The sequence below is a fragment of the Rhizobium sp. 1399 genome (assembly GCF_031455475.1).
Lineage (GTDB): Bacteria > Pseudomonadota > Alphaproteobacteria > Rhizobiales > Rhizobiaceae > Rhizobium.
In genome coordinates this window covers 56,455-76,348 of sequence record NZ_JAVDSU010000005.1, presented here as the reverse complement: position 1 = coordinate 76,348, position 19,894 = coordinate 56,455, and the positions used below count along the sequence as shown (strand labels likewise).

The following is a 19,894-nucleotide window of genomic DNA, read 5'->3' as shown; positions in this document are numbered from 1 at the left end:
CCCTATCCAATCCGTGAGGTAAAATGGCGCAGGCCGCTTTCCGTCAGGATGGCATCCAGGCTTATGTCATGCGGCTCAGCCGGTACCTCTGCCACTTCCTGGCAGTCAAATGCAATGCCGATCAGCTTCGGCGACAGGCCTTTTTGCCGGAGACGGCCGATTGCACGGTCATAATGGCCGGCGCCGTAGCCGATGCGGTGGCCGCGGGAATCGAAAGCCGACAGCGGCACGAGCATGATTTCGGGGTCGAGGATAGCAGCGTCTTCGCTTGGGCCGACCGTGCCGAAGCCGGTGCCGATCAGTGCCGCGCCGTGGACGAGTTCGCGGAAGACGATGGTCTGCTTGTCGATGATTGCGGGCACGCAAAGGCGGGCGCCGCGTCCGCGCCACCGCGCCATCAGCGGCTGCAGATCGGCTTCCGAACGGATCGGCAGAAAACCGGAGATGATCGTGCCGGGCGTAAAAGCAATCGCATCGCCGGCATGGGCTGCCATGTCGAGGCTTTTGGCTGCGCGCAGATCCGTCGGGATCGCATCCCTGAGTGCCAGACGCTCAGCGCGCAATTGAGCCTTCAATTCCTTGGGCGTCATCTCAATTCCATATCGTTGTCCGGCGAACATAACCGCTTGTGGCTGATTGCAACAGGTGAAAAGGGTCTATTCTTCGCCTGATTGCGCCTCGTTCTCGATATGGGCATAGGCGAGTTTCAGCATGATTTCCGACGCTTCCATCAATGTCCTGCGCTCTTCCGGTGTCAGGTGGTCGTCCATCGTTTTTTCCAACCAGGCGCGGCGAGCGCCTATGTCCTCGGACAACACCGTGCGGCCGTGAGGAGTGATCGACAGTTCGATCTCGCGGCGGTCGGTCTCGCTACGCATGCGGCTGATCAGCTCGTCGCGCTCAAGGGCCGCGATGATACGGGTGACCGATTGCGGCTGCAGATGTTCTTCCAGGGCCAGCCGCCAGGCGGGCATCGGCCCCAAGCGATGAAGCGTGGCGAGGATCGCAATGGTCGACAGGCTGTGCGGACCTTCGGGGCGCGCAGCCCGCAAGCGGCGGCCGAGCAGCAGGACGGAGCGCAAGATGCGTGTCGCAGGTGCGTCGTGATTACTGGACATATCGTACGCAGTGCGTATTATTTCTTGGATGCCCAATTCCGGGTCTGAGAAACGATTGATGGAAAAGACACTCAATCACGTAGCCGGAGCCTTTCGCTGGTCGACTGAAAAGGAAGTGACGGCGATCGAAATCGCCGTATCGGCGCTTGCCATGGCCGTTCCGGCGCTGCTTGCGGCGAGGGGCCATCATACGGGGCTTGGCCTGATCGGCGGCATGGCGATGAGCGGGACGGTAGCGCATGGCAGACTGAGGACGCAAGCTGCGAGCGCAGGGGCCGCATTGCTGGTCCTAGTGTTTGCGACGGGGCTTGCCTGCGCGCTCGGACGGCTTGGCGGTGCTTGGCAGATGGGCCTATTGGTGATTGCCGGCATTGCCGGTATCGTCGGTGGTTTCGATCGCGCTATGGTCGCCGCCTCTATGCGCTTCGTCTTCTATCTCGTCATGGTCGGCGGCATCGTCTCTACCACCACGGCAGATCCGCTGCTCATCTTTGCCATTGTCATCGGCGGCGCGCTTTTCGCTGTCGTTCTCCACATGATGATGGCTGGGGTCGTCGCGCATATCCGCCGTCGCGCGGCAGAGCCGGTCGAGGATGAACGCAAGCCGACCGCCAGACAGAAATTCAACAGGCTGCGGCGTTCTCTGACGGAGCCAGCAGGCTGGCAATATCCCGTCCGGTTGGTTTCCTGCCTGGGCGCCGTCTCGCTCATCCACCTGTTCTTTCCCGATCACGATGTTCACTGGGCGGCGCTGGCGCTGGTGCTGCTGATCGAGCGGCGGCCGGAACGTTTGCCACTCAAGACGACGCAAAGAGTGATCGGCGTTCTCTTCGGTGTCTGTTGTGCGGGATTGCTGTCGTTTCTTACCTTGCCAGCCTGGGCCGATGTGCTTGTTGTCGCCGCGCTCGGCGGTAGCAGGCCCTTCCTGCGGGCCAGGAATTATCTCGCCTATTCGATCGTGATGACGCCGCTGATGATGATGGCCATGGGAACCGCCGATCATGCCCTGCCGGCTTCCGCGCTGTTGGATAGGCTATTTGCGACTGTCTTTGCCGCCTGCCTCGTGCTGCTCGTCAACAAGGCAACGATCCATTTTCTGCCACAGACGGCAGCGCCTAATAGTTAGACGACGATGCTCGAAGGAATGGTCGCCGTCGGCACGGCAGCCGACAGCCCGGTCACGGCTGATTGTGCTGCTCCGATTGCACCTTCGGCGGAGGCGTCGCGGTTCTTCTCACGCAGATCGCGCATTGCCTTCTCGAGGATCTGCTTCAGTTCGCGGACGACGGATTTGAACTCTTCCATCGTCTTTCGGTCATCGGCGGAAATTGCCGACGACTTCGAACCGTCTTCGACGATTTCCTGATACGCTTTGCGGGCATGAGCCGCGCCATCTGTTTCCGCAGTGTCCGTGCCATCTTCCACTGCTTCCGTTGTCGTTTCGGTGCCATGCGCTGCCTCGGTGGAAGCTGCTGCATCGCTTGCGACAACGTCGGCCGTTGCATTGGTGGTGGCATCGGTCGTCGCAGCGGTGGAAGCTGATATGGCTGCTGTGCTGGTCGCAGCACTTGCATCGGAAGAGCCGCCGGTTGCAACGGCCGAGGCAAATTCGGAGGCCGCGGCGCCAACCTTACGTGCGAGTTCGGCGGCGAGACGCGCAATCACTTCAGGCGGGAAGCCCGCCGTCTTCAGCGCCTGAAGCTCCTGCTTGGCTTCTTCGAGCTTGCGCTGGGCGCGGCTCTTCGCATCGTCGGCGGAGCTTGCCAGCGAATTACGCACCTGTTCCAGCGCCAGCGACTGCCGCTGGATCTTCAATACGCCGGTATCGGGCTCGTTGCTCGTGGACGAAACGCCGGATTGTGCCGGCTGAGTGCCGCGCAGAAGGGTGGACGCCGAAACGGTTGCGAGCTGCATAATATACCCCCGATTACATTTGGGGCGCACTCTGCCAGATCAGACTTGCGTGGAACTGGGGCGCGGAACCCATTGTTTCCCAGCCAATTGCTGCATCGTTTGTTCGAAAAGGGGCATGCCACCGGGCTTCCAGCCGAGCGCGCGGATCTTACTCGTGTTCATGGTGCAAAGCTCTGCCTTGTCCGCTGCTTCGGGCAGCGAGAAGGGACAGTGGACGTGATGGCGGATCGGCGAAAGGATATCCCTCGTATCGACGGCGATATCCGAAACGTTGAAGACTTCGCCGGAGATTCGGGCGCTTTCCGTTTCTAGCATCAGTCGCACGACACGGCCGAGATCGCGTCCATGCACCTCGGTTCCCGCGCGTGAGGAAACAGGCTGGCCGCTCAGATAGTCATCGATCAGTCGATCCCATTTGTTTGGAGAACCGTCACTGTAAACACCTGTTGCCCGCAGGCTTGCTCCTGCAAAGCCTGGGCCGGAAAGATGGGCGAGCGCCCGCTCCGCATCGAGCTTGACCTGCCCGTAGAGGGTTTCCGGCGTGGCGGACATGGTTTCGAAAAGCTCGGTGCCCGGTGCATGCTCGCCATAGACGGCGCGACTGGACATGAAGATGCAACGGCGGGTGCCTGCGCGCTTTGCCTCCTCGAAGAGTTTCACTGTGCCATCGAGATTCAGGCGGTGAAACGCCTTTGGATCATCGCCTTCGCCGCCGCGGTATTTTCCTTCGATGTGGCTGAAGGCGGCGTGTACGAAAAAATAGGCATCATCGAAGGCGCCGATATCGTCCTCGTCCGGATCGAGCGAAAGCGGGGCGAAATCGACGGGACGAGAGAAGAACCGGGGAAGTGGCGCACGCCGTCCGCCGATAATGACCTGATATCCGGCAGAAAGCAGCTCTTCGACGATATAACGTCCGACGATACCCGTTCCGCCTGATACCAGTACTTTCATGCCGCCTCATCCGGATTGGCCAGAGATGCAATCTCCGGCACGTGGCCGCCAATATGAAAACAATGCCACAAATCGATCAAAGGTTGTAGCCTCGCTGCCTTGGGATGATCTTTTTCCCAAGGTTTTTCATACTGATAGTGCAGGATAGAAATGCTCTTCCAATCCCACAGGGCCGGCATCGTGAACCAGACATATTGCAGCATGTTGAAATAGACCGGCAGACCATGCCAATTGGGGAAGAACGTCTCGAGGAAGGTCTGGTCTGTGCGCCGCCAGAAGATGTCGGGCTGATCCAGAACTGCAAGCATCTGCCGGAAGGTCTCTTGCGAAGGGCGGGCAACGAAGACGCCGGAGTTCATGCGGTGGAAGTCGGCAAGGCTTTCATAGACATTCGGCGCCGCGGAGAATTCCGGGTAGGCGAAGAGCTTGTCGACATTCTTCAAGACGATCGCATCGGCATCGATGAAAACGCAGCGCTCATATTCGACAAGCTGCCAGAGGCGGAGCTTGCAGAAATTGTCGAGCGGCGAATGAAAGGTCGGCTTGCGGCCTTTGGTGAAAGGTGCTGCGGAGTGGAGATTGCCGCGCGCATGCCGCTCGTTGAAAGCATCCGACAACGGCAGATGCTCGACTTCGATCAGCCGGCAGCCGAGAGCGTTCAGCGGGGCGAGGGTGGCCGCGTCGACTCCGCCGGTATGCAGAATGACGATGGAGGCGTCCGTGCCGGTGCGACGCAGCGAGTTTGCCAGTGCCGTCGCGCCCATGGCGTAATCGGCGTTGGTGACGAGAGTGACGTAGGCGAAGTGCGGGGCAGGGGTCATGGATGCGGGGTACTTTCCTGAACGGCCTCGCTCCGGCAAGGCCGTTGCTTCGAGAAGAAAGCACCACTCATGATACGGACTTCAGCCGCTTGCCTTCCGGGTCGTGATTAATTGTCGCGGCGATATCCTTCGTCCAGGCGGAGACGGCCGGGACGCGAGAGCGGTCGACACGGTAAGCGAATTTCTTGGCGACTTCGACGATTTCGTCGAGCAGGCCTGCCTTCAGGGTAATCGGATCGAGGCCGAGGCTGAGGAACTTGTCGTTCCTGACGACCAGATCGTTTTCGGCAGCTTCCTTGCGTGGATTGGGTAGCCAGACGACTTCGGAACCGGCCATCTTGGCGATCATCTCGGCGAGATCGCGCACGCGATGGGTTTCCGTCATTTGGTTGAAGATCTCGACGCGTGAGCCGCGGGCCGGGGGATTCTTGAGCGCCAGTTCGATGCAGCGAACGGAATCCTGGATATGGATGAAGGCGCGCGTCTGGCCACCGGTGCCGTGGACGGTCAGCGGATAGCCGATGGCGGCCTGAATGAGGAACCGGTTCAGCACCGTGCCGTAGTCGCCGTCATAATCGAAGCGGTTGATGAGCTGCGGATGGCGGCGTGTCTGTTCAGTATGCGTGCCCCACACGATGCCTTGATGCAGATCAGTGATCCTGAGGCTGTCATTCTTGGCGTAGAACTGGAAGAGTAGCTGATCCAGGCATTTGGTCATGTGGTAGATCGAGCCGGGATTGGATGGATAGAGAATCTCCTGGGAGGCAGTTTCGCCATCCATCGTCTCGATGCCGACAGGCAGATAACCTTCCGGAATGGCGGCACCGACCGTCGAATAGCCATAGACGCCCATAGTGCCGAGGTGGACCAGATGCGCATCGAGCTGCAACTCGACCAAAGCATTCAGGAGATTATGCGTGGCGCTGACATTGTTGTTAACAGTGTAATTCTTGTGCCGGTCGCTTTTCATCGAATAGGGCGCAGCGCGCTGCTCGGCGAAATGGATGATCGCATCCGGCCGGTTTTCCGCGAGCCACTTCTTCAGGAGCTCATAGTCGCGGGCGAGGTCGATCAGATTGAAATGGATGCGGCGGCCGGTTTCGGCATGCCAGATACGAGTGCGCTCCTGAATAGAGTCCATCGGCGTCAGCGACTGGACGCCGAGCTCGGTATCGATCCAGCGGCGGGAGAGATTGTCGAGGATGTGGATGTCATGCCCGGCATCGGAGAGATGCAGCGAGGTTGGCCAACCGATGAAACCGTCTCCGCCCATCACCGCAATCTTCATGCCACTGGCTCCTCATCGGTTGTTTCCCATCGGGATAGTTAGGAAATATGACAATTGTTCAATGCTTGCCTGTCGAGAAGTGTTGCGTCAAAGAGGGCCGGAAAGTTTGGAGAAAATTATGGCGGAACACGGTTTTTCTATTTCCGGGGAACTCACCGAGGTGGGGCATCGACTCGTCCAGCGGGTCTATTATGAAGATACGGATTTCTCCGGTTTGGTCTATCACGCACGCTATCTGCATTTCCTCGAACGGGGCCGCACCGACTACCTGCGGTGTCTCGGTGTGGAGCAGCGAGAGCTCGTGAATGCGGACGAGGAAGGACTCATCTTCGTCGTCCATCGCATGGAGATCGACTTCAAAAGCCCGGCCCGCATGGACGACATTTTGACCGTGATCACACACACAGAAAAGGCCGGCGGCGCGAAGATGGTGCTCAACCAGGAAATCCGCCGCGACGATACGCTGCTGATATCAGCCAAGGTGATCATCGCGGTGATCAATGCCAAGGGTAGGCCGCGCCGGTTGCCGGAGACACTGGCAAGGCAAATGCTCGTTCCCGAAAGCTGAAAATAGCCGGGATATGCCTGCGTTTCCTGCGTCAAACTGCCGGAATCGAGGGCTTGTAAAAACTTGAATTTTATGTGAAGGAATTGCCGCGCTGCAAGATGAGCGCTGTGTTCAGCAACCGGACAATGTCCGGTCAAGTTATCCAGGAACAAAATCTCCCGCGACATTCCCGCTGTCATAGTCTGGCACTAACGATCTATTAACCATAATGGTGTCTTACTTGCGGAGTCGGAGTTTGTGCGACGCACGCCTTCCTTTGACCAAATTTGACGGCAAGAAGGCGGAAGAAGAGCTTGGAAGCTTGACCAGGGCTTTGGGCGGCGGCCGCCAGACATTCTTGCGTGATCACTTCGTGCCGCCCGGTCAAGCGCCGGGCGTTTGGATTCGGGGATTTTGGATCTATGGAACAAGTAGGATTGGCAGCAGCCACGACCGACGTCAGCCTCTGGTCGCTTTTCATGCAGGCCGGCATCGTCGTCAAGCTGGTCATGCTCGGCCTTATCGCCGCTTCGGTGTGGACCTGGGCTATCGTCATTGACAAATATCTGGCCTACGGACGCGCCCGTCGCCAGTTCGACAAGTTCGAGCAGGTGTTCTGGTCGGGCCAGTCGCTGGAAGAACTCTACCGGACGCTTTCCGAGCGCAACAACACCGGTCTTGCGGCGATCTTCGTCGCGGCGATGCGCGAATGGAAGAAGTCCTTCGAGCGCGGCGCGCGTTCGCCGATCGGCCTGCAGATGCGTATCGACCGCGCCATGGACGTGACGCTCGCCCGCGAATCCGAATTTCTCTCTGCCCGTCTCGGATCACTGGCGACGATCGGTTCGGCCGGTCCGTTCATCGGTCTCTTCGGAACGGTTGTCGGTATCATGACCTCGTTTCAGGCAATCGCCGGTTCGAAGTCCACCAACCTCGCGGTCGTCGCACCCGGTATCGCGGAAGCGCTTCTCGCAACCGCCATCGGCCTCGTCGCCGCTATCCCGGCGGTTATCGCCTACAACAAGTTCTCCGCCGACGCCGGCAAGCTCTCGGGTCGCATGGAAGGCTTTGCGGATGAATTCTCCGCCATCCTTTCGCGCCAGATCGATGAAAAGCTGCAGCCGCGCCAGGCTGCGCAGTAACGGAGTAGACGATCATGGGTATGGCTGTAGGCGGCAATAGCGGAGGGGGCGGCGGACGCCGCCGCCGTGGTGGCCGCAACAAGGGAGTTATCTCCGAAATCAACGTGACGCCGCTCGTCGACGTCATGCTGGTGCTACTCATCATTTTCATGGTGGCGGCCCCGATGATGACGGTCGGCGTTCCGATCGATCTGCCGGAAACGCAGGCCAAGGCCCTGAATTCCGAGACGCAGCCGATCACAATCTCGGTCAAGAACAACGGTGAAGTCTATCTGCAGGAAACGCCGATCCCGGCTGAAGAGATTGCTGCAAAGCTCGAGGCGATCGCGACCACCGGTTACAACGAACGCATCTTCGTGCGCGGTGATGCGACTGCTCCGTACGGCGTGATTGCCGACGTGATGGCCCGCATCCAGGGTGCAGGCTTCAAGAATATCGGCCTCGTCACACAGCAGAAGAAGGACCAGTAACGCTCAAGATGAAGACCAGCGTCGTCACATCTGCGGTTCTGCACGGGCTGGTGCTTACCTGGGCGCTGGTTTCGCTCAGCGCGCCGGAATCCTTCAAGGTGGAGGATTTCGAGGCGATGCCGGTCGATCTCGTGCCGGTGGAATCCATCACCCAGATGCAGCAGGGCGACAAGAAGGCTCCGAAGAAGGAGACATCAGCCCCGGTGCCGACGACCCGGCCGCCGATCGCGCAGCCGGCGGAGAATGCCGGTGACAACAATGTCGACCTGAAGACGCCGCCGGTCCCGAACGCCAAGCCCAGCAACAGCGAAGCTGCGGCGGCGAATTCGAGCGAGAAGCCGCTGCCGACGATCGATCCCAAACCGAACGACGTCAAGGAAGTCAACAAGGAAGAGACCGAGGTCGAGCAACCGAAGGAGGTTGCTTCCATTCCGCCGCCAAAGCCTGTCGAAGTGACACCGCCGAAGCCCGAGGAAAAGCCGCCGGAAGAACAGGCCAAGCCTGAGGAGCCGCCGAAGCCGGATGCCGAAGCATTGCCGGACAAGGTGCCGACGCCGGTCGTCAAGCCACAGGTAAAGCCGCCGGAACCACAGAAGGCTGCTGAAAAGCCGCCGGAAAAAACGCCGGACGAGCCGAAGGCTGCAGAAAAACCGACCGACAAGAAGAAAGCCGACAAGAAACAGGAAGTGGCGAAATCGGCTTCTTCAATGAAGAGCGACTTCAACGCGGACGAGATTTCGGCGTTGCTGAACAAGACCGATCCTTCCGCCGGCGGCGCCAAGCGTTCGACGCAGGAGGCATCGCTGGGGGCGAAGAAGAGCAATGGCGGTTCCAAGCTCAGCCAAAGCGAACAAGATGCGCTACAGGGTTTGATCCAGGGTAACTGGCTTATTACTCCGGGAATGGAAGGCCTTTCCGGCATGGTCATCACTGTGCATTTCAAACTCGATAAAGATGGAAACATTATCGGCCAGCCTGACATTGAGTCTTCCGGCGGAAGCAGCACCGATTCAACGCGTCGTGCGCTGGAAAGTGGCGCTTACCGTGCCGTGATGAAATCTGCTCCGTCGTTCCGCACGACGCTTCCGATGGACAAGTATGACGTGTGGAACGAGGTTGTCCTTAATTTTCATCCCAGCGATATGGGGATTTGAATGCCGAGGAATTCGATCCATTTCGCGAAATCTTTCGGGATATACGCGGTGCTGATCGGGTTGATCCTTGGCCTCGCATTTCCTTTCGATGCAAATGCGGAGACGGCTGATCGCCGAAACAGCGCAAACGCCCTGATCCTCAGCAAGGCTGAAATCACGGCGGCTGTGCACTCGATCGAACGTCAATTCATCGTCGACAGTCGCCTGAAAGATATCGGCAGCGTGCGTTTGACGATCCACATAAAGCTAGCGAGAGACGGGCAGATCGTCGGCAACCCTGATGTGCAGGTCACCGGTGGCAGTGAGCGTGCGCAGAAAAGTCTTAGCGATGCCGGCCTTCGCGCAGTTCGTCGCGCAGCTCCTTTTACGGTGCTTCCGAAAGATAAATACGATGTCTGGAAGGAAATTGTTTTCAATTTCGACACCAGCGCTCTTACCCAATAAGATGCTGAAAGGCTTGTTTGATATGGTCAAGTGTTCCCTCATCCGCGCTCTGATGGTCATTGCAGGCCTGATTGGGGCCGCAGCCGTTACGACGCCGGCGAACGCGTTGGTCACCCTCGATCTTCGAAAAGGCAATGTCCAGCCGATGCCGATTGCGGTGACTGACTTCCAGGGCGACATGGGCGCGCAGGTCTCGCAGGTCATCGCCGCCGACCTGCAGCGTTCCGGCCTGTTTGCCCCGATCAACAAGACGGCCTTTATCGAAAAGATCTCCAATCCGGATGCTGCGCCGCGCTTCGAGGACTGGAAGGTTATCAATGCCCAGGCGTTGGTCACTGGCCGAGTTACCAAGGAAGCCGATGGCCGCCTTCGCGCCGAATTCCGCCTGTGGGATACTTTTGCCGGGCAGCAGATGACCGGTCAGCAGTTTTATACGCAGCCGGAGAACTGGCGGCGTGTCGCTCACATCATCGCCGACGCGATCTACAAGCAGATCACCGGCGAAGAGGGATATTTCGATACCCGCGTCGTCTTCGTTTCCGAATCCGGTCCCAAGCAGCAGCGCAAGCGCCAGCTGGCGATCATGGATCAGGACGGCTTCAACGTTCGCATGCTGACCGACGGCAGCGATCTCGTGCTGACGCCGCGCTTCTCGCCGAGCCGGCAGGAAGTGACCTACATGTCCTTCGCCAATCAGCAGCCGCGCGTTTATCTGCTGCAGCTTGAGACCGGACAGCGTGAAGTCGTCGGTAACTTTCCGGGCATGACCTTTTCGCCGCGCTTTTCTCCCGATGGCCAGAAGGTCATCATGAGCCTTCAGCAGGAAGGCAACTCGAACATCTACACGATGGACCTGCGCTCACGCACGACGACACGCCTGACGTCCACGGCTGCAATCGACACCTCGCCCTCCTATTCTCCTGACGGCAACCGCATCGCCTTCGAAAGCGACCGCGGCGGACAGTCGCAGATCTACGTGATGAATGCTGACGGTTCGGGACAGACCCGTATTTCCTTCGGCGATGGCCGTTACTCCACGCCGGTCTGGTCGCCGCGTGGCGATCTGATCGCTTTCACCAAGCAGTCGGGCGGCAAATTCTCGATCGGCGTCATGAAGCCGGATGGTTCGGGTGAACGCATTTTGACGACCGGTTTCCACAATGAAGGCCCGACCTGGGCGCCGAATGGCCGCGTCATCATGTTCTTCCGCCAGGCGGCAGGTGCGGGCGGTCCGCAACTCTATTCGATCGACCTGACTGGCTACAATGAACAGGCCATCAAGACGCCGGCCTACGGCTCGGACCCGGCCTGGTCGCCGCTTCTGGAGTAGTGGAGGGGGAGAATATCGCCTTCATGTCGCCGCAAAGTCCTGAAAATGGGCGATGCAGGGACAAATCAACGAATCGTTAACCATAATCTTTGATGGCCGGTTAACCGAGTGCGGTTACTGTCCGGAAACCCTGATTGAAGTCGCAAGGAGACCCGGCCATGAGCCGAATTCACACCCCGGCAATGAGCCGCATGCAGAATTTCGCCCGTAACCCCGTCATGATCGCGCTTGTCGCCGGCCTTGCTCTCGCAAGCTGCGCCAAGAAGAACGTGCCGAACAGTGCCGGCGAGCTCGGCCTCGGTGCAGGTGCGGCAACACCTGGCTCCACCCAGGACTTCACGGTCAATGTCGGCGACCGCATCTTCTTTGATACCGACTCCACTTCGATCCGCGCCGATGCTGCCCAGACGCTCGACCGTCAGGCTCAGTGGCTCGGTCGCTACCCGAACTACCAGATCACGGTCGAAGGCCATGCCGACGAGCGCGGCACGCGCGAATATAACCTCGCTCTCGGCGCTCGCCGCGCTGCAGCCGCCAAGGATTATCTCGCTTCGCGCGGCGTTCCGGCCCAGCGCATGAAGACGATCTCCTACGGCAAGGAACGTCCGGTCGCCGTCTGCGACGACATTTCCTGCTGGTCGCAGAACCGCCGTGCCGTCACCGTTCTCGGCGGCGCAGGCATGTAATTCACGGCAAAAGCCGGAATTTGACGAGGCGGCTCCTTGCGGGCCGCCTTTCTTTTTGACCACACTTTGGCCAGACTCCGTTGCTTTTTGAGAGCAATTGGAAAAATCTCCTGTCGTGCCATCGGGGCGCGAAGAATCACTGGGACAGGACGATACAAATGAAGAAACTAGTCGTGGCAGGCATGCTGTGCCTTGCGGCCGTGACCGGGAGCGAGCGAGCGGCATATTCCGCTTCGTTCTTCGGCTTGCACATCGGCGGCCAATCCGCGCAACAAAGCCAGCCGGCAGCGCCTGTTGTCAAGGTGCAGGGCAGCGACGCGGAAATCCGCATCCAGCAGATGGAAGAGCAGATGCGGCAATTGAACGGCCGTATCGAGGAGATGAGCTATCAGCTTCTCCAGATGCAGGAGACAATCCGCAAGCAGCAGGAAGACAATGAATTCCGCTTCCAGCAGCTCGAAAAAACCGGAGGCGGCGCAGGAGCCGGCGGTGCTGCCAAGACGCCGGTGAAGAAGAGTGAAGCCGACGTCGCTCCACCGGCATCAGGCGGTGGCGATGATATCGCGAAGGTCATTCAAGCCCCGCGGGGAGCCGAAACGGCTCCCTCCACCGGCGTGCCGGCCAATGAAGGCCTCGGCCAGCCGCCGCGCGAGCTGGGCTCCATGGATTTCGACCAGAACGGCAATCCTGTCGGCAATTCCATGAACCAGAATGCGACGGTCGGTTCCGCACCGCTGCCGGATGCGGCCGCGCCGCAGCAGACCGCTTCGCTCGGCAGCGAGTCCGACCAGTACAAGGCGGCCTATGGCCACGTGCTTTCCGGCGACTACGCTACGGCGGAGCAGGAATTCACGCAGTACATCTCCCGTTATCCGAACAGCTCGCGCGCTCCGGATGCCAATTTCTGGCTCGGTGAAGCACTTTATTCGCAGGGCAAGTTCAACGAATCGGCCAAGACTTTTCTGAATGCCCATCAAAAATACGGCACATCCGAAAAGGCGCCTGAGATGCTGCTGAAGCTCGGCATGTCGCTTGCCGCACTCGACAATACCGATACTGCCTGCGCAACCCTGCGCGAAGTCAGCAAGCGGTATCCGAAAGCCTCCCGCGCCGTCATAAACAAGGTTGCGAGCGAACAGAAGCGTCTCGCCTGCTAGGGTCTTCCGGTTTGTTTCCGGAAGATCCGATTTCTCCCGAGGCGGCAATCGACCGTTTCCTTGCTTCGCTGAAGACACCCGTGCGCATTCTTGTCGCGATCTCAGGCGGAAGCGATTCCAGTGGCCTGCTCCTGCTGCTCCATGAAGCGCTGAAGGCCGCACCCGATCTTTCCATTTCCCTTTGTGCTGCGACAGTCGACCATGCGCTGCGCGATGAATCCGCGGATGAGGCCTGCCGGGTCGCAACTCTCTGCGCATCAATGGGCATTCCGCACCGGACGATGGTCTGGCAGGGGGAAAAGCCGAAAACCGGTATCTTGGCGGCGGCACGCGAGGCACGTTACGGTCTTCTTGCCGAGGCGGCGGAAGCCTTCGATGCTGATCTCATCGTGACAGGACATACGCTGGATGATCAGCGCGAAACGTTGCACATGCGTGGAATGCGGACGGAGCAGATTTCTACCGGCATCGCGGATGCGGTGCTGTTCGACCGGCATTTCTGGATCCTGCGGCCGCTCCTTTTTTCCACCCGGGCAGATATCCGTCGCTTTCTGACCGCGCGCAGCGTGGCGTGGATCGACGATCCCAGCAATGAAGATGTGAAATACGAGCGTGTGCGGACGCGCCGGCAGCTTTCCGCTGAGGGCGCTGCCGAGACGAATATCTGTCGTGCTTGGGAAGAGCGGCTGGCTCTTTCTTCTGACGGAGCCGAATGGTTGCATCGCCATTTCAGGCTTCATGGCGGTTTGCTCGGGCAGGTGATGCCCGGTGGGTTGAGGCAGGATCGCAGAGTTCTTGATTATGCGCTTGGCCGTCTGACGGCGGTTTTTGGCGGGCAGTCGTTTGTGCCGGGAAGGAAACAGATGGAGCGGCTTCTTGCATTCGCCACAGGTGGCAAGTCGGGGCGAATGACTGTCGGCCGTGTGGTATTCGATTTGCGGCGTGACGGGCTTTATCTGGCACGTGAGAGCCGCGGAATCCTGCCTCTGGTGCTTCGGTCGGGAGAAGCCGGGGTTTGGGATGGAAGATTTAAAGCGAGAAACAGGTCGTCAGAGACCGTAGAAATTACGACACGTGCCGGCGCGGTGAATGAGGCAACAATGCGTAACGGGCCTTCCGCGCCCGACTTAGGCTCGCCGGATTCCGATGACAGGCAGGACAATGGGGGTTGGAGCCAGGGTCTTCCCAAGGCGGCGTGGAAACGGGCTGCGGCTTCTGGGCCGGCCATATCCGCAGGGCAGGGGCTTTTATTGCCGGAATTCGCCCGATCCGTCGATTTGACGCCCCATTTTGCAGCCTTCGACCGCTTTTTGACACGATTTGATTTCACCTTTGCCGAGAGGCTTTCGGCAGTTTTCTCAAGGGTGCCCTATGCGGAGCCGCCTTTAAGAAGTATTGACGGAAAAACGATCTGACAGAGTGGATCGCCTTGGCAATGGCCTGGCGCAACCCTATGTTAGAGACCAAATATGACGGCCGCCATGAGGCGACTGTCCAGTGCTGGGGAGTTCAATGAACCCTAACTTACGTAATTTCGCCTTGTGGGCGATCATAGCGCTTCTGCTGATCGCCCTCTTCAGTATGTTCCAGACGGCTCCGGCGCAGACGGGTTCGCGTGAAGTTCCTTATTCGCAGTTCCTGCGTGAGGTCGATGCGGGCCGCGTGAAGGATGTCGTGGTCACCGGTAACAGGCTGACCGGAACATATCTGGAGAATAACAATACCTTCCAGACCTATTCGCCTGTGATCGACGACAATCTGCTGGAGCGCCTGCAATCCAAGAACGTCGCCGTTACTGCGCGGCCGGAAACTGATGGTTCCTCCGGCTTCCTGAGCTATCTCGGAACGTTGCTGCCGATGCTCTTGATCCTCGGCGTCTGGCTGTTCTTCATGCGGCAGATGCAGGGCGGTTCGCGCGGTGCGATGGGCTTCGGCAAGTCCAAGGCCAAGCTTCTGACCGAGGCACATGGCCGCGTGACCTTCGATGACGTTGCCGGCGTTGACGAAGCCAAGCAGGACCTGGAAGAGATCGTTGAGTTCCTGCGCGACCCGCAGAAGTTCCAGCGCCTCGGCGGCAAGATCCCGCGCGGCGTGCTGCTTGTCGGCCCTCCGGGTACCGGTAAGACGCTGCTCGCCCGCTCGGTTGCCGGCGAAGCCAACGTGCCGTTCTTCACCATTTCCGGTTCGGACTTCGTTGAAATGTTCGTCGGTGTCGGTGCAAGCCGCGTCCGCGACATGTTCGAGCAGGCCAAGAAGAATGCACCTTGCATCATCTTCATCGACGAAATCGACGCCGTGGGCCGCCATCGTGGCGCCGGTCTTGGCGGCGGTAACGATGAACGCGAACAGACGCTGAACCAGCTCCTGGTCGAGATGGACGGTTTCGAAGCCAATGAAGGCATCATCCTGATCGCCGCGACCAACCGTCCTGACGTTCTCGATCCGGCGCTGCTGCGTCCGGGCCGTTTCGACCGCCAGGTCGTCGTTCCGAACCCTGACATCGTCGGCCGCGAACGCATCCTGAAGGTTCATGCCCGCAACGTTCCGCTGGCACCGAATGTCGATCTCAAGGTTCTGGCTCGCGGTACGCCCGGTTTCTCCGGCGCGGACCTGATGAACCTCGTCAACGAAGCCGCCCTCATGGCCGCCCGCCGCAACAAGCGTGTCGTGACCATGCAGGAATTCGAAGACGCCAAGGACAAGATCATGATGGGTGCGGAGCGCCGCTCTTCGGCTATGACCGAAGCGGAAAAGAAGCTCACCGCCTATCACGAGGCCGGTCATGCCATCACCGCGCTGAACGTCGCCGTCGCCGATCCGCTGCACAAGGCAACGATCATTCCGCGCGGCCGTGCACTCGGCATGGTCATGCAGCTTCCCGAGGGCGACCGCTACTCGATGAGCTACAAGTGGATGATCTCGCGCCTCTGCATCATGATGGGCGGCCGCGTTGCCGAAGAACTGACCTTCGGCAAGGAGAACATCACTTCGGGTGCTTCCTCCGACATCGAGCAGGCGACCAAGCTTGCCCGTGCGATGGTCACCCAATGGGGCTTCTCCGACGAGCTCGGCCAGGTTGCCTATGGCGAGAACCAGCAGGAGGTCTTCCTCGGTCATTCTGTTTCGCAGTCGAAGAACGTCTCCGAAGCGACCGCGCAGAAGATCGACAACGAAGTGCGCCGTCTGATCGACGAGGCCTATACGCAGGCTCGCACGATCCTGACGGAAAAGCATGACGAGTTCGTCGCTCTCGCCGAAGGGCTGCTCGAATACGAGACGCTGACCGGCGAAGAGATCAAGGCTCTGATCCGTGGCGAAAAGCCTGCGCGCGATCTTGGCGATGATTCGCCTCCGAGCCGCGGCTCGGCCGTGCCGAAGGCCGGTGCGCGCCCTGCTTCCAAGGGTGATGAACCCGAGGGTGGGCTGGAACCACAGCCTCACTGAAATTGAACAGGAATTTGCTTAAAGGGCCGGATTTCCACGGGGAATCCGGCCCTTTTAATATTAGTAACAGGATATAATCAGTTTTCTTGGTAATTTACGTGCCGGTTACGCGATTTTGTGGCATTCCGCTGACTAAAGACAAGGTTTCGGGCGCAGCACCAATCTTTGAAGCCGGATTCTTGTTTGAGGAATGCCTAAGCTTCTACGGCGCGCGGAAAGCGCAGGAGTGCATATGAAAAGACGCTATTTTGGGACGGACGGCATCCGAGGCCAAGCCAATATCTTCCCCATGACGCCGGATCTCGCGATGCGGGTCGGCATAGCTGCAGGAACGATCTTCCGTAACGGCGCCCACCGTCATCGTGTGGTGATCGGCAAGGACACGCGCCTGTCGGGATACATGCTGGAGAATGCCCTCGTGGCCGGCTTTACCGCGGCGGGACTGGACGTGTTCCTGCTCGGTCCTATTCCGACACCTGCGGTTGCCATGCTGACGCGTTCGCTGCGATGCGATATCGGCGTGATGATTTCGGCCTCGCACAATCCGTTCCAAGATAACGGTATCAAACTTTTCGGTCCTGATGGTTACAAGCTCTCCGATGACATCGAAGCGCAGATCGAGGACCTGCTGGACAAGGATCTATCGGGACAGCTTGCCAAGGCTGAGGAAATCGGCCGAGCCAAGCGTGTCGATGGCGATATCTACCGCTATCTCGAACACGTCAAACGCACCTTGCCGCGCGACGTGACCTTGCAGGGCCTGCGCGTCGCGGTCGACTGCGCCAACGGTGCGGCCTACAAGGTGGCGCCTGCCGTTCTGTGGGAGCTCGGCGCCGACGTGGTGACGATCGGCAACGATCCGAACGGTACCAACATCAACTTGAATTGCGGCTCCACCAGCCCGGTCGCCCTGCAGAAGAAGGTCGACGAAGTGCGCGCCGACATCGGCATTGCGCTCGATGGTGATGCGGACCGCGTCATCATCGTCGATGAAAACGGCTCGATCGTCGATGGCGATCAGCTGATGGCGGTGATTGCCGAAAGCTGGGCCGAGAGCCAGCAGCTGCGCGGCAACGGCATCGTTGCGACTGTCATGTCCAATCTCGGCCTCGAGCGCTTCCTTGAGGATAAGGGCCTCGGACTTGCCCGCACGAAGGTCGGCGACCGTTACGTCGTCGAACATATGCGCCAGCACAATTACAATGTCGGCGGCGAGCAGTCCGGCCATATCGTGCTTTCGGATTACGGCACAACAGGCGACGGTCTCGTTGCCGCCCTGCAGATTCTGGCGGCAGTCAAGCGTACCGGCAAAACGGTCAGCGAAATCTGCCGCCGCTTCGAGCCAGTGCCGCAGCTTCTGCGCAATGTCCGCATTACCGGCGGCAAGCCGCTGGAGGATCTGCAGGTGGTCAAGGCGATTGCCGATGCGGAAGCCGAGCTTTCCAAGAATGGCCGCCTCGTCATCCGTCCCTCCGGCACCGAGCCGCTGATCCGCGTCATGGCGGAAGGTGACGACCGGGCGCAGATCGAGCGTATCGTCAACGATCTCATCGGCACGATTTCGAGCGTACGCAGCGCCGCCTGAAAGCGCCGCAAAAAGGATTGAAAGCCGGCCTTCGTGCCGGCTTTTTATTGGCGTTGCGCGAGCCAGACCGTGTGATTGCCGCAGGCCGGGTCTTCAGCCTTGTGGGCGACGACTGTAAAGCCGTGTTCGGTGAGCAGGGCGCGATATTCATCCGGGCTGAGGCTGCTGTGATAAAGTGGTTCACCGACGAAAACGCCCATAGCTTCGCCATGTGCTGGGCCGCTGGTGAACATCAGCGCGGTTCCCGGCTTCGAATGCGTGCGAAACAGCGGGAACATGCGCCGCTGGTCCTCGAAGGGCAGATGGAAGAAACTGTCCCAGGCAATCAGCCCATCGAAACTTCTGCCGAGCGACAGGCGGCGCATATCTGCGACCTGCCAATCGGAGTTTGGAAAGCGCGTCCGGCACATGTCGATCAGGCTGGGCGAGGAATCGATACCGGTCACTGCGTGGCCGCTTTCGATGAAATGACGCGCGAGAGGTTCGCCGGAACCGCAGCCGATATCGAGGATTGACCCGTCTTGCGGGATCAGCGTGGTGAAGCGATCCAGCCAGCTCCGTTCAAAAAGGGTCTTGCCGCGGCTTGTATCCCAGACTTTGGCATGCCGTTCGTAGAGATCGGTAATGGTTTCGGCGGCCTGCCTGTTGCTGTTCTGCATACGCTTGCTGATCCTCTGTGGAAAAATCTTCGATTTGTCTTTAGCGGTTCGATCCCGGAGGAGCATGCGGTTTGCTCGTCTTTTCTCATCCGTCGTTCGCAAGCGTGAAAGTTCGCGGGGCTTTTTATTCGTCGTCTTCCCGATTCGGGAAGTCGAGACGGGCAGATTACTTTTCGAAACATGTTCTGCCGTGAATATTCGCATTACTTCTTATGGTTAAGCAGCTTTTAACGTTTCCGATTCATTATCCATAAAAAGGCATATCCGTTTTGGCGGCCTGCAACGCGCCGACGCAACCGACTGGGGTGAATCCATGAAACGAACTTTGTCCGGTATCTTCGCCGCGCTGTTGATCGCGTCGAATGCCTATTCTGCCGATCTTGCTCCGGTCGAACCCATTCCGGAACAGCCCCCGGAAGTCGCCGTCAGCGAATCGACCGGCTGGTATCTGCGCGGTGATGTCGGCTACGCCTTCACCGACCTGCGCGGCGCGAAGTTCTTTCAGGGCAGCAATGCTCTCGAAGCCGATTTCGACGATGCGGACCTTGATGATGCCTGGACGGTTGGCGGCGGTGTCGGCTACCAGATCAACAGCTATCTGCGCACCGACCTGACCTTCGACTATCTCACCAAGTCTGACTTCCGTGGTTCGACGGTCGGCGGCGGCGCTGACTTCGGTGCCTGCGTGATCGCATGTACGTCGAGAGACGTATCGTCGATGACGGCCTACACGCTGCTCGCCAACGCCTATGTGGATCTCGGCACCTACGCCTACTTCACGCCTTATGTCGGCGCTGGTATCGGCGGTTCCTACGTCAAGTGGAAGGACCTCCACAACGTCGCCTGCGCCGATGATGGCAGCGGGTGCGATGATGAAGTCGTCCATGGCGGTCGCGGCGGCTGGCGCTTCAGCTACGCCCTCATGGCCGGCGCCTCGATCGACGTGACCTGCAACGTCAAGGCCGATGTCGGCTACCGCTATCTGCATATCGATGGCGGCAACATGTTCGGCTACAACGAAAACGGCGGCCCGGGTCGCGACCGTGGCGTCAACGTCCACGAAGCCCGTGTCGGCGCGCGCTATCTCTTCGGCGGCTGCGCTCAGCCGGTTGCCTACGAACCGCCGGAAATTCCGCTGCAGCAGCCGGTCTACAAGTAAGCCATAGCTTCAAGGATTATCG

The 19,894-nt window shown here is 59.4% G+C and carries 20 protein-coding genes; 13 read left to right on the top strand and 7 right to left on the bottom strand.

Translation table 11 applies throughout. The features are described from left to right. Nucleotides 1-2: 2 nt before the first annotated feature. Both J2X71_RS17785 and J2X71_RS17780 read right to left on the bottom strand, forming a co-directional pair. Complete coding sequence (locus J2X71_RS17785) at nucleotides 3-590, bottom strand: 5-formyltetrahydrofolate cyclo-ligase (protein ID WP_310383442.1); 588 nt, start codon at nucleotides 588-590, stop codon at nucleotides 3-5. 66 nt (nucleotides 591-656) lie between these two features. Then, the gene (locus J2X71_RS17780) at nucleotides 657-1,193 is read right to left on the bottom strand and encodes a MarR family transcriptional regulator (protein ID WP_310383440.1); all 537 of its coding nucleotides are present in this window, start codon (nucleotides 1,191-1,193) and stop codon (nucleotides 657-659) included. Here J2X71_RS17780 and J2X71_RS17775 point away from each other — a divergent pair. After that, nucleotides 1,177-2,244, top strand: a complete 1,068-nt coding sequence (locus tag J2X71_RS17775) for an FUSC family protein (protein WP_310383438.1) — start codon at nucleotides 1,177-1,179, stop codon at nucleotides 2,242-2,244. The two genes, J2X71_RS17780 and J2X71_RS17775, sit on opposite strands and share 17 nt — an antisense overlap. Here J2X71_RS17775 and J2X71_RS17770 read toward each other — a convergent pair. The 4 genes from J2X71_RS17770 to J2X71_RS17755 form a co-directional block, all read right to left on the bottom strand. Then, nucleotides 2,241-3,032, bottom strand: coding sequence for a hypothetical protein (locus tag J2X71_RS17770; RefSeq protein ID WP_310383436.1), 792 nt, complete (start codon nucleotides 3,030-3,032; stop codon nucleotides 2,241-2,243). The genes J2X71_RS17775 and J2X71_RS17770 overlap by 4 nt on opposite strands. Nucleotides 3,033-3,071: 39 nt before the next feature. Continuing rightward, entirely contained in the window at nucleotides 3,072-3,986 is a 915-nt protein-coding gene (locus J2X71_RS17765) for an NAD(P)-dependent oxidoreductase (RefSeq protein ID WP_310383434.1), read from the bottom strand. Beyond that, nucleotides 3,983-4,807: a glycosyltransferase gene (locus tag J2X71_RS17760; RefSeq protein ID WP_113323800.1), complete on the bottom strand. Its 825-nt coding sequence runs from the start codon at nucleotides 4,805-4,807 to the stop codon at nucleotides 3,983-3,985. The genes J2X71_RS17765 and J2X71_RS17760 overlap by 4 nt, the downstream gene beginning before the upstream one ends. Nucleotides 4,808-4,874: 67 nt before the next feature. Further along, nucleotides 4,875-6,095 (bottom strand): NAD-dependent epimerase/dehydratase family protein, encoded by a 1,221-nt coding sequence (locus J2X71_RS17755; protein WP_113185984.1) that lies wholly within the window; start codon nucleotides 6,093-6,095, stop codon nucleotides 4,875-4,877. 118 nt (nucleotides 6,096-6,213) lie between these two features. Here J2X71_RS17755 and ybgC point away from each other — a divergent pair, with 118 nt between their 5' ends. From ybgC to glmM, 11 genes are all read left to right on the top strand, one after another. Beyond that, on the top strand, nucleotides 6,214-6,663 hold the full coding sequence (gene ybgC, locus J2X71_RS17750) for a tol-pal system-associated acyl-CoA thioesterase (RefSeq protein ID WP_310383428.1): 450 nt from the start codon (nucleotides 6,214-6,216) through the stop codon (nucleotides 6,661-6,663). Nucleotides 6,664-7,064: 401 nt separating this feature from the next. After that, nucleotides 7,065-7,784 carry a protein TolQ gene (gene tolQ / locus J2X71_RS17745; RefSeq protein ID WP_007827062.1) on the top strand — a complete coding sequence of 240 codons (720 nt, stop codon included), beginning with the start codon at nucleotides 7,065-7,067 and terminating at the stop codon, nucleotides 7,782-7,784. A 14-nt stretch (nucleotides 7,785-7,798) separates the two neighbouring features. After that, the gene (gene tolR, locus J2X71_RS17740; protein WP_113295394.1) at nucleotides 7,799-8,254 is read left to right on the top strand and encodes a protein TolR; all 456 of its coding nucleotides are present in this window, start codon (nucleotides 7,799-7,801) and stop codon (nucleotides 8,252-8,254) included. 8 nt (nucleotides 8,255-8,262) lie between these two features. Then, nucleotides 8,263-9,408: a hypothetical protein gene (locus J2X71_RS17735; RefSeq protein ID WP_113309289.1), complete on the top strand. Its 1,146-nt coding sequence runs from the start codon at nucleotides 8,263-8,265 to the stop codon at nucleotides 9,406-9,408. Beyond that, on the top strand, nucleotides 9,409-9,852 hold the full coding sequence (locus J2X71_RS17730; protein WP_310383423.1) for a cell envelope integrity protein TolA: 444 nt from the start codon (nucleotides 9,409-9,411) through the stop codon (nucleotides 9,850-9,852). It abuts the gene before it with no gap. 22 nt (nucleotides 9,853-9,874) lie between these two features. Continuing rightward, nucleotides 9,875-11,182 carry a Tol-Pal system beta propeller repeat protein TolB gene (gene tolB, locus J2X71_RS17725; protein WP_310383421.1) on the top strand — a complete coding sequence of 436 codons (1,308 nt, stop codon included), beginning with the start codon at nucleotides 9,875-9,877 and terminating at the stop codon, nucleotides 11,180-11,182. Between the two features lie 158 nt (nucleotides 11,183-11,340). Then, the gene (gene pal, locus J2X71_RS17720; RefSeq protein WP_113323793.1) at nucleotides 11,341-11,868 is read left to right on the top strand and encodes a peptidoglycan-associated lipoprotein Pal; all 528 of its coding nucleotides are present in this window, start codon (nucleotides 11,341-11,343) and stop codon (nucleotides 11,866-11,868) included. 158 nt (nucleotides 11,869-12,026) lie between these two features. After that, nucleotides 12,027-13,025, top strand: coding sequence for a tol-pal system protein YbgF (gene ybgF, locus J2X71_RS17715; RefSeq protein ID WP_310383419.1), 999 nt, complete (start codon nucleotides 12,027-12,029; stop codon nucleotides 13,023-13,025). 11 nt (nucleotides 13,026-13,036) lie between these two features. Continuing rightward, nucleotides 13,037-14,440: a tRNA lysidine(34) synthetase TilS gene (tilS, locus tag J2X71_RS17710; RefSeq protein ID WP_310383417.1), complete on the top strand. Its 1,404-nt coding sequence runs from the start codon at nucleotides 13,037-13,039 to the stop codon at nucleotides 14,438-14,440. Nucleotides 14,441-14,537: 97 nt separating this feature from the next. Beyond that, on the top strand, nucleotides 14,538-16,469 hold the full coding sequence (ftsH, locus tag J2X71_RS17705; RefSeq protein ID WP_310383415.1) for an ATP-dependent zinc metalloprotease FtsH: 1,932 nt from the start codon (nucleotides 14,538-14,540) through the stop codon (nucleotides 16,467-16,469). Between the two features lie 232 nt (nucleotides 16,470-16,701). Continuing rightward, nucleotides 16,702-18,054 carry a phosphoglucosamine mutase gene (gene glmM, locus J2X71_RS17700; RefSeq protein WP_007827040.1) on the top strand — a complete coding sequence of 451 codons (1,353 nt, stop codon included), beginning with the start codon at nucleotides 16,702-16,704 and terminating at the stop codon, nucleotides 18,052-18,054. Between the two features lie 44 nt (nucleotides 18,055-18,098). Here glmM and J2X71_RS17695 read toward each other — a convergent pair whose 3' ends face one another. Further along, a complete protein-coding gene (locus J2X71_RS17695) occupies nucleotides 18,099-18,713 on the bottom strand; it encodes a class I SAM-dependent methyltransferase (protein WP_310383411.1) in 615 nt (204 codons plus the stop codon). Between the two features lie 313 nt (nucleotides 18,714-19,026). On the opposite strand from J2X71_RS17695, the gene J2X71_RS17690 reads away from it, so the two are divergent. Beyond that, nucleotides 19,027-19,872, top strand: a complete 846-nt coding sequence (locus J2X71_RS17690) for a porin family protein (RefSeq protein WP_310383410.1) — start codon at nucleotides 19,027-19,029, stop codon at nucleotides 19,870-19,872. Nucleotides 19,873-19,894 lie beyond the last annotated feature (22 nt).